This is a genomic window from Hymenobacter elongatus (assembly GCF_004745955.1).
GTDB classification, from domain to species: Bacteria; Bacteroidota; Bacteroidia; order Cytophagales; family Hymenobacteraceae; genus Hymenobacter; species Hymenobacter elongatus.
In genome coordinates this window covers 52,913-66,022 of record NZ_SRLD01000010.1, presented here as the reverse complement: position 1 = coordinate 66,022, position 13,110 = coordinate 52,913, and the positions used below count along the sequence as shown (strand labels likewise).

The following is a 13,110-nucleotide window of genomic DNA, read 5'->3' as shown; positions in this document are numbered from 1 at the left end:
ATGCCCGTTACGCTGCACGTAAAAGCCAAACCTAACAGCCGGCAGAATCTGCTGGTCGTGGCTCTAGATGGCAGCATACTGGTTCGGCTTAAAGCACCGGCGCAGGATGGCAAGGCCAATGCCTGCCTGCTGGCCTATCTGGCGGAAGTATTCGGCGTCAGCAAAGCCAGCGTTGAGCTGCTCACCGGCCATACGGCCCCGTTCAAAAAAGTGCTGCTAACTACCCTGGATGAGGCCGCGTTACAGAACACGCTGGCGCGGTATCGGGGTAGTGTCTGAGGCGGAAAAACAAGCAGCGGCCAGCGCGGCGGCACCAATCACCCCAGCCGTAGGGGCAGACAACCCAGCGCGCCATGTGCGTATAAGGAGCCTCGTACCCCGCTTCCCTATTCGCGAAGTCGGCTCATTTTCTCCTTCACATGAATTTTCCGACCTGGGCCTTAGCGGGCTTCTGGGGCCTGGTCTCAGGCTCCGCGTTGTTGTTAGGCGCGGCCATTGGCTACTATGCGCACGTGCCGCAGCGGCTGATAGCGGCAGTTATGGCTTTCGGCAGCGGCGTGCTGATTTCAACGCTTTCATTGGAGCTGATGGAAGAAGCCTATAAGAAGGGTGGTCTGGACTCGACGGCACTAGGCTTCGTGGGTGGCGCGGCGGTATATACGCTGGCCAACTGGTTGCTGGCCCGCCAAGGAGCCAAGCACCGCAAGCGCTCCGGCGACCACCAGCGGCAGGAGCGCCAGAAAGTGCAGGCCGGGCAGCCAGCCGACACCGACCCCGGCGACGACAACAGCATGGCCCTGGCCATCGGCGCCCTGCTCGACGGCATTCCCGAAAGCATTGTTATCGGACTGAGTCTGCTGGCGGGCGGGGCCGTGAGCGTGGTGGCCGTGGTCGCCATATTCCTGTCTAACCTGCCCGAAGGACTTTCCAGTGCCGCCGGTATGCGCAAAGCGGGTCGGCCGGCCCGCTACGTGTTTCTGCTGTGGGGAGGCATTACCCTTATTTCCGGGCTTTCTTCTTTGGCCGGCTACACCATCTTCAGCCAGTTTTCGCAGGAGGTAGTAGCAGCCACCACGGCAGTAGCCGCCGGGGCCGTACTGGCCATGATTGCCGACACGATGATTCCGGAGGCCTTCGAATCAGCGCACAACTTTACGGGCCTGATAACAGTGCTGGGCTTTCTGACGGCCTTTTTTCTGAGCAAAATGGAGTAAGCCGGGCCAGGAATCAGATGCGGTCTGCTGGGGTACTGGCACAAAGAAAGGCCGCCGGCTTCAACCCCGACGGCCACCCCTTCTTATAGCCTTATACGTCTGTACACCACCTCATCCCACACTGCTTCCCGGAGGCAGCGCAGGCTAGGCCGCCGTACTCAGATCCGCGCTCCTACCTGCTCTTTGCGGTAGGTTTGCTCAAATTCTTCATCAATATGGTAGGTTGATTCTTCGTGCTGGCTCAGGTCCAGCCCCAAGTCTTCCTGAGCTGGCTTTACGCGTAGGCCAAACAAAAGGTCGGTTATTTTCAGCAAGATCCAGGCACCGCTGAACGTGAAGACGATAACGATAGCCAGGCCCAGCACGTGGTAGCCGAAGGTAGTGGCCGAACCGTGAATGAGGCCGACTTTATCGGCGAATACGCCCGTGAGCAGCATACCAACGATGCCGCCCAGCCCGTGGCAGGGAAAAACATCGAGCGTATCGTCGAGGGAAGTACGATTGTTTTGCCAATGCACGGCGGCCTGGCTCACAAGAGCCGCCACCACGCCGATGAGCACGCTTTGGCCGTAGGTGACGTAGCCGGCGGCCGGCGTAATGGCCACCAGCCCCACCACGGCCCCAATGCAGGCTCCCAGCGCCGTGGGCTTGCCACCGCGCGCCACCTCAATAAGCAGCCAGGCAACCAGCGCCGCCGCCGAAGCCATGTTGGTATTGACAAAAGACAGCGCCGCCAGCTCATTGGCACCCAGCGCCGAGCCGGCATTGAAGCCAAACCAGCCGAACCACAGCAAGCCCGTACCCAGAATTACATAAGGCACGTTAGGCGTCAGGAAAGATGTTTTGCGGCCGTGCACGGAGCGCGGCCCCAGCACCAGGGCAGCAGCCAGCGAGGCAATACCGGCCGAAATATGCACCACGGTGCCCCCCGCAAAGTCGAGGACTCCCCAGCGCCGCAAAAAGCCGTCGGGGTGCCACGTCCAATGGGCCAGAGGGCAATAGATGAAAAGGCAGAACAGCACCATAAAAGCCAGATAGGCTTTGAAGCGCACCCGCTCGGCGAAAGAGCCGGTGATGAGGGCCGGGGTGATGATGGCAAACTTGAGCTGAAAGGCAAAAAAGAGCACAAACGGAATGCCCGGCGACAACAGCGGATGCGGAGCCGTACCTACGTCGCGCAGCAAAATAAACGTCAGCGGGTTGCCGATCAGTCCGTGCCAGCTCTCGCCGTAGGCCAGCGAAAAGCCCACAAAGTACCACACCAACGAAATAACGCCCAGCGCTACAAAGCTTTGTAGCATCGTGGAAATAACGTTTTTGGGCCGCACCATGCCCCCGTAGAAGAACGATAGGCCCGGCGTCATAATCAGCACGAAGGCAGTGGCGGTCAGCATCCAGGCGACGTCGGCGGGGTTAAGACTGCCAGCAGTGGCCGCCGGGTGAGGCAACTCTACGAAAGCCGCTAGGAGGCTCAGCATGAGCAGAGCCACTAAGACCAGGAAACCATAGTTTGGGCGACGAGCAATGAAATGACGCATAATATCTAATTTATCGTGGACACCTGTCGTTTCGAAGGTCAAGATACAATAATCAGTGCACACATTACCTGACACACCCTTTCATTTTAGGTCATTTTTATATAAAACTACCTTTTTATTGTGAAACAAGCTAAAATCAACACCCATTATTCTCACTCATAAAAACTCGAAGTACGTAACTATAGTAGCTTCGGTAGGCAATGGGATTAAAAGAGCATTCATATTCCAGCACATACTATTCCAGCACGATGCCACAGGCAATGCGCAACACCTGCATGGAAGTTCCTCGCAAAACTGCGTGGAATTATAACTGGATAATTGCCCCGAACACGCCGTTCACGACCTCGGCCATCCGGACGAAATCCAGGGTGTCGATGGTATCGGTGGACTGATGATAATGAGGATTACGCAGGAAGGACGTATCGTTAATCATCACGGCCTGGTAGCCGTAGCGCCAGTAATTGCGGTGGTCGGAAAGGCCCGACAGGCCAACGGCACTAGGCAGACTAATACTTTGCACGTCGATGCTGGCGTGGTCCTGCATCAGCGCCCTGACGCGTTCGATCAGCGCCTCCTGGCCTTGCTTGCCTACTACCATGATAAAATCACCCGTGTTGGGGTAGAGTTGCGCCAGCCGCTCGTCGGGGAAGCGTTGGGAGTTGGGGGCGTCGCTGAAATAGCCAATCATTTCGTAGCAGAGCATTGCACGCACTACCGCATTCTGGTCGTGCAGGGATTTGGCGTGCACGGCACTACCCATGTCTTCGGTGCCAAAAAAGGGCGGCTCTTCCAGGGAATAGGCTACCAGATCGATACGGTGAGCCAACTGCGGCTGGGCCTGTAGCAAACGGGCCGTTTCGAGCAGACCCGCTACGGCGCTGGCATTGTCGTCGGCGCCGGGCTGCTCGCCGCATACATCGTAATGAGCCCCGAGGATGAGTCGCTCCCCCTTCTCAGGTCCGAAGGAAGCAATGACGTTGCGGTAGGGCTGCCCGTCCACCCGGAAAGGCTGTTCTTCAACACGACACGCCAGCTTACCGAATTCGGCTTTGATGTAGTCGGCCGCTTTATCTAGGGAGGCCAAGTGGCGGTAGGTGCGAGCCGGGCGAATGGCCGTCAGGAATTCCACATCGGCGTACAGGCGGCTTTGGTCGGCTTTCATCATATCTATCCTCCGTTAAGCTGAAAATCCCAGGCAGCTAGTTGCCCGGGAAAACCCATACTTACGCCAACCAGCACGGTTGCGGCTACTAAGCAGACCGTAGGACAGCGTACTTGCACAAACACGATAAAGCCAGCCTAAGCAGCTGGTTTTATCGTGTTTGTGCGGGAGGCACACCACTTCCCAGCACATACCCCTACTTGAGCGGGCAGCATTCCTACTAATACTGTCCTTCTACGTTTTCCAGGTATTTCTGAGCCGAGCCTGTATTGAGCAGCAGAATCTGCTCGTCGGCACGCAGCCAGCCGGTGTGCAGCAGGTGGCGAGCCGCCATCCAGACGGCCGCTCCTTCCGGTGCCACGAACAAGCCTTCGAGCCGGCCCAATTCGCGCATTCCTTCCACCATTTGCTCATCGGTGATGCTGACGGCCGTGCCCCGCGACTCGCGCAGCACTTCCAGCATCAGGGGCTCGCCCAAGGGGCGCGGCACGGCCAGTCCGTTGGCAATGGTGGGCTTGCCGACGTAGTGGTGGGCATTGGCCTGCCGGCCCGTATAGGTTTCGATAAGCGGGCAGCAGTTGGAGGCCTGCACCGCTACCATGCGCGGCAGCTTCGTCTCGGCAGCTAGCCAGCCCAGGACTTTCATTTCCTGAAAGGCCTTCCAGATGCCAATAAGGCCGGTGCCGCCCCCAGCGGGGTACAGAATCACGTCGGGCAGCTTCCAGTTGAGCTGCTCCGCAATTTCGTAGCCCATGGTTTTTTTACCCTCAATGCGGTACGGCTCCTTCAGCGTCGACACGTCGAGCAGCTCGCCGTTGGCGTTGGTTTGGCGCACCCAGGCGGCGCAGTCGTTTATCAGCCCATCGATGAGCTGCACCTCGGCCCCGTACCAGTAGCATTCTTCCTTGAAGGCCTTGGGCGTATGGCGCGGCATGGCCACCACGGCCTGCATGCCCGCCTTGGCGCAGTAGGCGGCCATGGCTACGCCCGCGTTGCCGGCCGTGGGCACGATGCAGCCCCGTACGCCCAGCTCTTTGGCTTTCGAAATGGCCATGCTCAGTCCCCGGGCCTTGAAGGAGCCCGTCGGGTTCTGGCCCTCGTCTTTGAGCACTAGCGAGCGTAAGTTGTAGCGGCTGGCCAGCGTGCCGAGCGTGAGCAGCGGCGTGAAGCCTTCGCCCAGGCTCACGCGGTTTTCTTCGTGAAGCAGCGGCAGCACTTCGCGGTAGCGCCACATGCTGCCCTCGGCTTGGCAGATGCTGGCCTTGCTCAGCGGCTCGTGCAGATCGTAGACGGCCAGCAGCGGCATCTGGCAGCACGCCGAAACACGCTGGAGCGCGAAGGCCGAATACGACTGGCCGCAGGCGGAGCATTCCAGGGCGTGAATTCGGCTGGCAAGAGCAATGCTGGTTTCCATGGACAGAGCGGCTGTAGTGCGTGATTTTACAACGGCAAATAGGCGCTCTGGTATGCGAAAACAAAATAGGAAAATGGAATAGTCTATTCCATTTTAGAATAATGACGCTTCATAAACTGCACAAAATCTTTGTACGGCAAGTTGTTCTCGGTGCCTTTGCGCTGAATGAAATGGAACTGCCGCCGCATGGCCAGGCCCTGAATGGGCACCTCCAGCAGCTCCCCCGATTCCAGTTCTTTCACCACGGCCTGTCGGGGCAGAAACGCCAGGCAGGTGTCGACACGCACGAAGTTTTTCAGGGCTTCGGTGCCGCCCAGGCGTACTTTTACTGGCAGGTCGGCCAGCTTCATCTGGTGGTGCGCCAGGGCATTTTCGAGTACGGCCAGCGTGCCCGAACCTATTTCGCGCACGGCCAGCGGAATCTCGTACAGGCTTTGAACCGTGAGAGCCTGGGTGTTCCGCGGATTTTTGGCCGAACACACCGCAATAACGTCATCGGTCAGGAACGGGGTGTAGGTCACGGTGCTGACTTTGTTGAGACCTTCGATGATGCCCAGGTCAATTTCGTGGTCCAGCAACGCTTTGAGAATATTTTCGCTATTGCGGTTTTTGAGCGTGAGCTGGATGTTGCTGTGCTTGTTGAGGTAGGCCGATAGCACCGGCGGCAGCACGTAGAGCGAAATCGTAGTGCTGGCCCCAATCATCATCCGGAAGCGAGGCGAGTAGTCGGCGCTGAGCTGGGTAAACTCCTGGTGCAGCTCGTGCTGCAGCTGCTTGGCCAGCAGCAGTTTCTGGTAGAGCACCAAGCCGGCGGGCGTGAGCTTCACGGTATTACCCAGGCGCTCGAACAACCCGATTTTGTATTCCTCTTCCAGCGCTTTCACGTGCTTGCTCACGGCCGACTGGCTCACGCACAAGGTATGGCTGGCCTTAGTGAAGCTGAGCTGCCGGGCCACTTCCAGAAATATTTCGTGCTTGTAGGAGAGCATATACACACCCAAGGAAAAGGCCGCAAAAACTTACGACGCCCAACGTATGCGGCAACATACGCAGGTAGCCGCCGAAAGCTGCCTGGGCTTCTTGCGCGCCACACCTGGGTACAGGACGGCCCACCAGTCAAAACTAACTTTTAGCCCGTGAACCAGGGCTTGGCTTATCAGCTATGGTCACAGAAAAAGCTACTTCCGTGAGGAGCCGCTTTTTCTGTGGTTCCTATTTGAACAGTAGGTCTACTCGATAGCCAAGCGTCGGGTGGCCGTGCCGTCGGTCGTTTGGGCCCGTACCAGATAGACGCCTGCTGCCAGACCTACCAAATCGAGCGTGGCCGCTGGACCCGAAACCAGTTTTTCACGCACACTACGACCAGTCATATCCAGCACCCGCAGGTGGGCACCGCCAGCGGGCAGCCGTACATAGGCTTGGGTACTGGCCGGGTTGGGAGCCAGCGCAAAAGCAGCCTCCAGTTGTTGTACTCCGGCACTGGTGGGCGTAAAGCTGCGATTTTCCAGCACCACGATACGGTCATCCGTGGCGCTGGGGTTGCCGTAACCGTCGCGGTTACTGGTACCTATGTATACTTTTCCCTGCGGCGAAACACAAATAGCCCGCAACCGGCCCAGCTCCGAATTAACCAGATAGGCGCTGGAGGGCATAGCTATATCACCGGCGGCATTCAGGGGCAACTGCAGCAGTTGGCGATTTTTCATCACTGCCAGCAATAAGGAGCCACGCCACGCCGGAATAGCGGGATGATCGTAGTAAGCCAGCGCTCCGGGCGCAATAGTGGGCGTCCAGGCCATGATGGGCTCGCGCACATTGTTAGCGGCACAAAATGCTTGCTCATTCGCCAGGTCACAGTAGCCATGCACGTCGGGCCAGCCGTAGTTCGCGCCCGCTTCGATACGGTTAATCTCATCGTCGTTATTGGGGCCATGCTCGGAGCTATAAATGCGGCCGTTCGGCAACTGAACCAGCCCTTGCGAGTTACGATGCCCTTTGGTATACACGTAGCTTCCCGCAATAGGATTGTTGGCCGGCACTGTACCGTCCAAATTCAGGCGCAAAGTTTTGCCATTTAAAAAGGCGGTGTTCTGTACTTCCGGCAGCAAATGAGCATCTCCGGTAGTGACGAGCAACGTACGATCGGGCAGGATAATAAGCCGGGAACCAATGTGGCCGCTAAGCCCGGGAATATCACTCAGCAGCACCAATGGCGCGCTAAGCACGCCACCCGCGTACGTGTAGCGCACTATCTTTTCCTTAATAGTGCCTTGGCTAAAATAAGTGTAAACGACGTATGCGTACGGGTTGGCCGCGAAGTCTGGGTGAAGCACCATTCCGAGTAAACCGGCCTCGCCATTAGCCGCTACATCTGGCACCGTAATGAGGGGAAGCACCTGTCCCGAAACCGGATTTACGCGGCTAATGCGCCCATAGCGCTCCGTTATCCACAGGAAATTATCGGGCCCCCAGACCATATCCCAAATGACGTTCAGCCTGGGAGTGACCTCGGAAACGGTAACCGTGGCGCTACCCACCGGAAACGTGGCTACAACAGGGGCTTGCGCTTGACTATTGGTCCACGAACCAATGGTGAGAGCAAGTAGAAGGCCGGAAATACGAAGCGTTTGCATGCCGATATGAGTGGAATAAAAAGAGGACTTGGTTGCTATTGAGCCAGTGACCGTTCTAAGGTAACAGAAATAAGGGCTCATATAGTGTTGAGAGGCGTGCTGCTTGCCCCGAGTCAGTGCAATAAGCCCTGTAAGAATCCGAGCAACCCACTCCTGGAAAGCCAGAACCTAAGCGACGCTCTCTACCTGCCTCTTCACTACCTTGGTTGTCGATCTTGAGATTCGTATATTTAGCTATCAACCCATTCTGCCATGCAGTTCCACGACTTGCGCTATATCCTGGCCTACCTAGTACCGGCTTGTGCGGCGGCGGGGTTGGCGCTACGGGGTCCCTGGGCCTGGCTGACGCCCGCCTTCGTGTTCGGGCTGGTGCCGCTGCTAGAGCTTTGGTCGGCGGCGCACCGGGCCGGGCCGGGCGCGCCTGCCACAGCAGGCCGGGCGCACCACCTGTTTTTTGATACACTGCTCTATGGCAACGTGCCGTTGCACCTGAGTTTGGTAGGCGGACTTATGTGGGTGACGACGCACACGGCCCTGACCCACTGGGAGACAGCGGGGCTGGTCTTCAGCCTGGGCATCTGCTGTGGGGCGCTGGGCATCAATGTGGCGCACGAGCTGGGCCACCGGCCGCGCCGCTACGAACAGCTGCTGGCCCAAACGCTGCTGCTGAGTACGCTGTATCTGCACTTTTTCATCGAGCACAACCGCGGCCATCACCGCCACGTGGCCACGCCCCACGATCCGGCCACCGCTCGTTTGCACGAGCCTTTCTGGCATTTTTTACCCCGCGCCGTGTGGGGCGAATACCGCTCGGCCTGGCAGCTGGAGCATGAGCGCCTCCGGCGGCAGCAGCGCCCGGCCGTGTCGTGGGCCAATCAGATGCTGCAGTTTCAGCTAGCGCAGGGCGCGCTGGTGCTGGCAGTAGGGCTGGTGGCTGGGCCCACTGCGCTACTGGCCTGGCTGGGTGCGGCGGCCATTGGCGTGCTGCTGTTTCAGCTGGTGAACTACGTGGAACATTACGGCCTGCTGCGCCAGCGCAACGCCACAACTGGCGTGTATGAGCGGGTGCAGCCGCAGCATTCCTGGAACTCCGAGCACGCCCTGGGCCGCATTCTGCTCTATGAGCTGACCCGCCATTCCGACCATCATTACCTGGCCTCCCGCCCCTACCACACCCTGCGGTACCAGCCCGCCAGTCCGCAGATGCCCACGGGCTACCCTGGCATGATGCTGCTGGCAACGCTGCCGCCGCTCTGGTTTCGCACCATGAACCCGCGCCTGCCACTGGCCGGATATTCGGAACCGAAAGCGGCAGAGAGTGGAAGCGCGGTGCAGCCGTAAGTAGTTTCTCCAACTACTGCGACAGCAGCCCGAATTCCTGCCGCAGAATCTGTTCCGTTACGGCTCGGCGGCCCTGCACGAACTTCGCCGTGACAGGGCCAGCGTGCTTGGGCTCGACATTCAGGGCGAAGAAATATATTTTTCGGCCTTGCTCTACCCAGCCTACAAACCAGCCATTATCATGGCCCTGCTGCATGGTCCAGCCAGTTTTGCCGCGCATTACCCAGCCGGGCCCACGGCTCAGCACCAGCAGCGTTTTGGTCAGCTCCTGGCTGCGCCGCGACACCGGCAGCTGTTCGCGCTGCAGACGACGCAGAAAGTTTATTTGCTCGAACTGAGTGATACGCGACTGTCCGACCAGCCAAAACGAATCGATGGTGGTGGGTGTGACGACCATGCGGCCAAACCGCAGCTTTGGCAGCCAGTGCTGATAGCGCCCGGCCCCGATGCGGCGGGCCAGCTGCTGGTAGCACGGCACGCACGACACGCGCAGCGCGCGGGCCAGCGTCATATCCTGGTTCCACTGGGCAAAGCTGCGCACCCTACCATCCCAACGAAATACCTCGGCGGTGTCGCGCACGGCAGCCGTTTCCAGACCGATGAGCGTATTGGGGATCTTGAAAGTGGAAGCCGGCAAAAAGCCTTGGCGGCAGCGCGGCAGGTCGTAAGCGGTGTATTGGTTGGCGCTTACGTCGAGCAGCAGGAAGGAACCGCGCAGCTCGTGGGCCTCGAAGTAAGGCTGAAAGTTGCGCTGCAGAATGCGCTGCGCGGTGGCAACCGGGCCGCCGAGAACGAGCAATACGGGCAGCAATAGCTGACTAAGAGGGCGGTAACAAACCATAGCAGGGCAGCATGGAAGGAGGAAAAGCACCAATATGGTGACCAAAATTCCACAAAACCCCGTAGAATCCCGTACCTTTCGCCCCCGGCAAGAACTTTAACGGCTTGTCAGGAGTACAGACAAGACATAAAAAAGCAGCTTTCCCCATGCAAACCAACAATTCACAGGACACCAACAACGAAGCCGCTGCTTCGGCCCCGACCGCAACTGCCCTGGAGGCCCTGCATTTCCGCGTAAAGCAGGCGCAGGAGCGCCGCCGTCAGAAGCGTAAGCGCATTCACGCGTAGTCTGCTCCCGACTTTGCCCTGAAAGCCCTGATTGCTCCCGAAGCAGTCAGGGCTTTTTTTGTTGAGTGTCGTAGACGGAGCCAGCGGCGGCCGGACACACTTTGCTCGATGTATAAACACGTATTCCTTTTCTTCCCACTTCTGGCAGCGGCCTGCACCGGCCCCACTGATACGACCCGGCTCGTACTGCTGCGCGTAGCCAACGACAGCCAGGAAAAGCAGGTACCGATACAAGTGCTCTGCGACGGCAAAAGCGTGCTGGATACCGTGGTGGCCAAGTACAAAACAGCCGATGACCGCCTCGTGCGCCACCTCGTGCTTCCGGTGGGGCGGCACCGTATCCAGGCGGTTTGCCGGCCGCTGCACGCCCGCCTGGATACCATCATCAGTACCAGCGGCCACAACGTACTGGGCCTTACGTTCCGCTACGACTCCATCGAGGCCACACCCCAGAAAACATATTTTGCCGATGGCTCCGAGGGCGAAATTGTTTTTCCCTCCCTCTATATTCCCCCAGGCTTCGTGCTCTACCAATTTCAAAGCAAAGAGCCGCTACAGCCGCCGACAAATCCTGCGCGCAACCGACCAGGTGAAGCTGCTGGCCGGGAAGCACCCTGATTTTTCGCGGGCGGCGAAGCCGATACCAGCCCGATGTTCCTGCGTTACTTTAGCCCATGACAAGTTACTTTAGCTCATGACAAATGTCTCCGCGTGCCTGCTGCTTGCCACGATAAGTGGGCTCACCAGCTGCCAGCCCACCCCAGCCACCGACCGCCCTGTGCCACCGGCCGTCACCACTTCGGCTATGGCTGCCCCAACCGAAGCGGCCGCCCGCGACGCGGTGCACCGGTACGTGCAGGCACAGCCCAACGCCGCGCTTTTCGTGCCCGACTCGGCCCAGGTCCTACGTGTGGATACGCACTGGCAGGTGCTCGTGCCCCGCACCGACTGGGCCGACCGAATGCCGAACAAGGCTGCTTTCGAAGTCGATAGACAAACCGGAGTAGTTCGGGCTCTGCCGGTAAAATAAGAAGCCGTAGGAAGTCCGGGGCCAATCGGCCCGATAGTACCCGCCGACCGTTACATTTCGCTCTTCTCCGCTCTTTTCCTTTTCTCCCGACAATGGCAATTCTCAGCCCCGGCTTCCGGTCTTTTGCGAGCAGTATTTTAGCGGGCCTACTGGTCAGCGGCACGTCACCCCGTCCCGCCGAAACCTACGATTTGGTTATCACGCACCTCAACGTCGTCGACGTGCAATCGGGCCGCATCCGTCCCGACCACACACTGGCTATTTCGGGGGGCATTATTCGGCGCATCGAGCCCGGCAGCACGCGCATTTACGCCGCCAAAAAAACGCTGGATGGCAAGGCCCGATATGTAATTCCCGGCCTCTGGGATATGCACATGCACTTTCGCGGCGGCGACAGCCTGACGCAAGCCGCTAAAAATACGTTGCCGCTTTTTCTGGCGCACGGCGTAACCACCGTGCGGGATGCCGGCGGCGACTTGACGGCCGCTATTTTCAGCTGGCGGCAGCAAATAAAAGCCGGTACGTTGCCCGGCCCGCGCATCTTCACCTCGGGGCCAAAAATAGATGGCCCGCAGGCGTACTGGCCCGGCTCGCTGGAGGTAGAAACGCCCGTTCAGATTACCAAAGCCCTGGATTCGCTGCAAAAGCTGCGCGTGGACTACATTAAAATTTACGATAGCAAGATTTCGCGCGAAGCGTATTTGCAGGTGGTAGCGGAAGCGCAAAAACGAGGGCTCAAAACGACGAGCCACATGCCCTTCACCGTGAAGCTAAGCGAGGCCATAGCGCAGGGCCTGGATGCTACCGAGCATCTGTACTACGTTTTCAAAGGCTGTTCCAGCAAAGAGGACAGCCTCACGGCGCTGGTGACCCAAAGCCTACGCACGCCCAAGCCGCTGGGCTTGTTTGCGGTGCTCCCGGCGCTGTATGACACCTATGACGTGGCTACGGCTAACCGTCTTTTCAAGCTAATGGCGGCTAAAAAAACGGCCGTCGTTCCGACCTTATTTATTCAGAAAACGCTGGCCGAAGTAGCCACTGCCGACCACACTCGCGACTCGTTGCTGGCATTTATTTCGCCCAAAATACAGGCCACCTACGCCCGGCGCGTAAGCAGCGCCCGGCAGCAGTCGGCCACCGCCGTGGCCTTCGGCCAGAAGCTCAACGCCCGCTTTATGACCATGGTGCCGCAGCTGCAGGCGGCCGGGGTGCTGGTGCTGGCGGGCTCCGATAGTGGCCCGTTTAACTCCTATGTGTATCCGGGCGCGTCGTTGCAGGGTGAGCTGCAGATGCTGGTAGCCGCCGGCCTGACGCCGCTGCAAGCCTTGCGGGCCGCTACCATTAATGGAGCAACGTTTATGGGCGTAGAAAAAACCAGCGGCACCCTTGCGGTGGGCAAGGATGCCGACTTGGTTATTTTGCGGCAGAACCCGCTGGAAAATATCGCCAACATCAAGAAAATAGACGCTGTCGTCACGCGCGGCACCCTGTACTCCGCCGCCGATCTGGACCGCCTGGTACAGGCAGTCAGAAATAAATAAGCCGGCTACACTTCTCCCCGAATCCTGCGGCACGACCTAAAATACAATCGGTCTACAAACACAAAAGTGTGGTTGAACAAAAGTGTGGTTGACATTCTGCCAGCGTGTG

At 58.8% G+C, this 13,110-nt stretch carries 13 protein-coding genes; 7 read left to right on the top strand and 6 right to left on the bottom strand.

Annotation, left to right across the window (positions count from 1 at the left end):
- The gene (locus E5J99_RS06820; RefSeq protein ID WP_135496975.1) at positions 1–279 is read left to right on the top strand and encodes a DUF167 domain-containing protein; all 279 of its coding nucleotides are present in this window, start codon (positions 1–3) and stop codon (positions 277–279) included.
- 140 nt (positions 280–419) lie between these two features.
- Positions 420–1,214: a ZIP family metal transporter gene (locus E5J99_RS06815; protein WP_135496974.1), complete on the top strand. Its 795-nt coding sequence runs from the start codon at positions 420–422 to the stop codon at positions 1,212–1,214.
- A 158-nt stretch (positions 1,215–1,372) separates the two neighbouring features.
- Here the strand turns inward: E5J99_RS06815 and E5J99_RS06810 are convergent, their stop codons facing one another.
- The 5 genes from E5J99_RS06810 to E5J99_RS06790 all read right to left on the bottom strand — a co-directional run bounded on the left by E5J99_RS06810 (position 1,373) and on the right by E5J99_RS06790 (position 7,961).
- Positions 1,373–2,752 (bottom strand): ammonium transporter, encoded by a 1,380-nt coding sequence (locus tag E5J99_RS06810; protein ID WP_135496973.1) that lies wholly within the window; start codon positions 2,750–2,752, stop codon positions 1,373–1,375.
- A gap of 304 nt (positions 2,753–3,056) precedes the next feature.
- Positions 3,057–3,917: a M28 family peptidase gene (locus E5J99_RS06805; protein WP_245318752.1), complete on the bottom strand. Its 861-nt coding sequence runs from the start codon at positions 3,915–3,917 to the stop codon at positions 3,057–3,059.
- 217 nt (positions 3,918–4,134) lie between these two features.
- The gene (locus tag E5J99_RS06800) at positions 4,135–5,328 is read right to left on the bottom strand and encodes a threonine synthase (RefSeq protein WP_135496972.1); all 1,194 of its coding nucleotides are present in this window, start codon (positions 5,326–5,328) and stop codon (positions 4,135–4,137) included.
- An 83-nt stretch (positions 5,329–5,411) separates the two neighbouring features.
- On the bottom strand, positions 5,412–6,317 hold the full coding sequence (locus E5J99_RS06795) for a LysR family transcriptional regulator (protein WP_135496971.1): 906 nt from the start codon (positions 6,315–6,317) through the stop codon (positions 5,412–5,414).
- Between the two features lie 240 nt (positions 6,318–6,557).
- On the bottom strand, positions 6,558–7,961 hold the full coding sequence (locus E5J99_RS06790) for a PQQ-dependent sugar dehydrogenase (RefSeq protein ID WP_167852025.1): 1,404 nt from the start codon (positions 7,959–7,961) through the stop codon (positions 6,558–6,560).
- A 252-nt stretch (positions 7,962–8,213) separates the two neighbouring features.
- Between E5J99_RS06790 and E5J99_RS06785 the strand changes: the two genes are divergently transcribed.
- Positions 8,214–9,302, top strand: a complete 1,089-nt coding sequence (locus tag E5J99_RS06785; protein ID WP_135496970.1) for an alkane 1-monooxygenase — start codon at positions 8,214–8,216, stop codon at positions 9,300–9,302.
- Positions 9,303–9,315: 13 nt separating this feature from the next.
- On the opposite strand, the gene blaOXA is transcribed toward E5J99_RS06785, so the two are convergent.
- Positions 9,316–10,101: a class D beta-lactamase gene (gene blaOXA / locus E5J99_RS06780; RefSeq protein WP_167852024.1), complete on the bottom strand. Its 786-nt coding sequence runs from the start codon at positions 10,099–10,101 to the stop codon at positions 9,316–9,318.
- 188 nt (positions 10,102–10,289) lie between these two features.
- On the opposite strand from blaOXA, the gene E5J99_RS21205 reads away from it, so the two are divergent.
- From E5J99_RS21205 to E5J99_RS06765, 4 genes are all read left to right on the top strand, one after another.
- Positions 10,290–10,430 (top strand): hypothetical protein, encoded by a 141-nt coding sequence (locus E5J99_RS21205; RefSeq protein ID WP_167852023.1) that lies wholly within the window; start codon positions 10,290–10,292, stop codon positions 10,428–10,430.
- A 108-nt stretch (positions 10,431–10,538) separates the two neighbouring features.
- Positions 10,539–11,048 (top strand): hypothetical protein, encoded by a 510-nt coding sequence (locus E5J99_RS06775; protein ID WP_135496968.1) that lies wholly within the window; start codon positions 10,539–10,541, stop codon positions 11,046–11,048.
- A gap of 76 nt (positions 11,049–11,124) precedes the next feature.
- A complete protein-coding gene (locus E5J99_RS06770; protein WP_135496967.1) occupies positions 11,125–11,460 on the top strand; it encodes a hypothetical protein in 336 nt (111 codons plus the stop codon).
- 92 nt (positions 11,461–11,552) lie between these two features.
- Positions 11,553–13,001, top strand: coding sequence for an amidohydrolase family protein (locus tag E5J99_RS06765; RefSeq protein WP_135496966.1), 1,449 nt, complete (start codon positions 11,553–11,555; stop codon positions 12,999–13,001).
- Positions 13,002–13,110: the final 109 nt, after the last annotated feature.

What these genes read in the sequence shown, in the direction of transcription:
- E5J99_RS06775 (WP_135496968.1), top strand. Translation starts at nt 10,539, where the DNA reads ATGTATAAACACGTATTCCTTTTCTTCCCACTTCTGGCAGCGGCCTGC.
- E5J99_RS06800 (WP_135496972.1), bottom strand. Translation starts at nt 5,328, where the DNA reads ATGGAAACCAGCATTGCTCTTGCCAGCCGAATTCACGCCCTGGAATGC.
- E5J99_RS06785 (WP_135496970.1), top strand. Translation starts at nt 8,214, where the DNA reads ATGCAGTTCCACGACTTGCGCTATATCCTGGCCTACCTAGTACCGGCT.
- E5J99_RS21205 (WP_167852023.1), top strand. Translation starts at nt 10,290, where the DNA reads ATGCAAACCAACAATTCACAGGACACCAACAACGAAGCCGCTGCTTCG.
- E5J99_RS06820 (WP_135496975.1), top strand. Translation starts at nt 1, where the DNA reads ATGCCCGTTACGCTGCACGTAAAAGCCAAACCTAACAGCCGGCAGAAT.
- E5J99_RS06790 (WP_167852025.1), bottom strand. Translation starts at nt 7,961, where the DNA reads ATGCAAACGCTTCGTATTTCCGGCCTTCTACTTGCTCTCACCATTGGT.
- E5J99_RS06765 (WP_135496966.1), top strand. Translation starts at nt 11,553, where the DNA reads ATGGCAATTCTCAGCCCCGGCTTCCGGTCTTTTGCGAGCAGTATTTTA.
- E5J99_RS06805 (WP_245318752.1), bottom strand. Translation starts at nt 3,917, where the DNA reads ATGATGAAAGCCGACCAAAGCCGCCTGTACGCCGATGTGGAATTCCTG.
- E5J99_RS06770 (WP_135496967.1), top strand. Translation starts at nt 11,125, where the DNA reads ATGACAAATGTCTCCGCGTGCCTGCTGCTTGCCACGATAAGTGGGCTC.
- E5J99_RS06815 (WP_135496974.1), top strand. Translation starts at nt 420, where the DNA reads ATGAATTTTCCGACCTGGGCCTTAGCGGGCTTCTGGGGCCTGGTCTCA.
- E5J99_RS06795 (WP_135496971.1), bottom strand. Translation starts at nt 6,317, where the DNA reads ATGCTCTCCTACAAGCACGAAATATTTCTGGAAGTGGCCCGGCAGCTC.
- E5J99_RS06810 (WP_135496973.1), bottom strand. Translation starts at nt 2,752, where the DNA reads ATGCGTCATTTCATTGCTCGTCGCCCAAACTATGGTTTCCTGGTCTTA.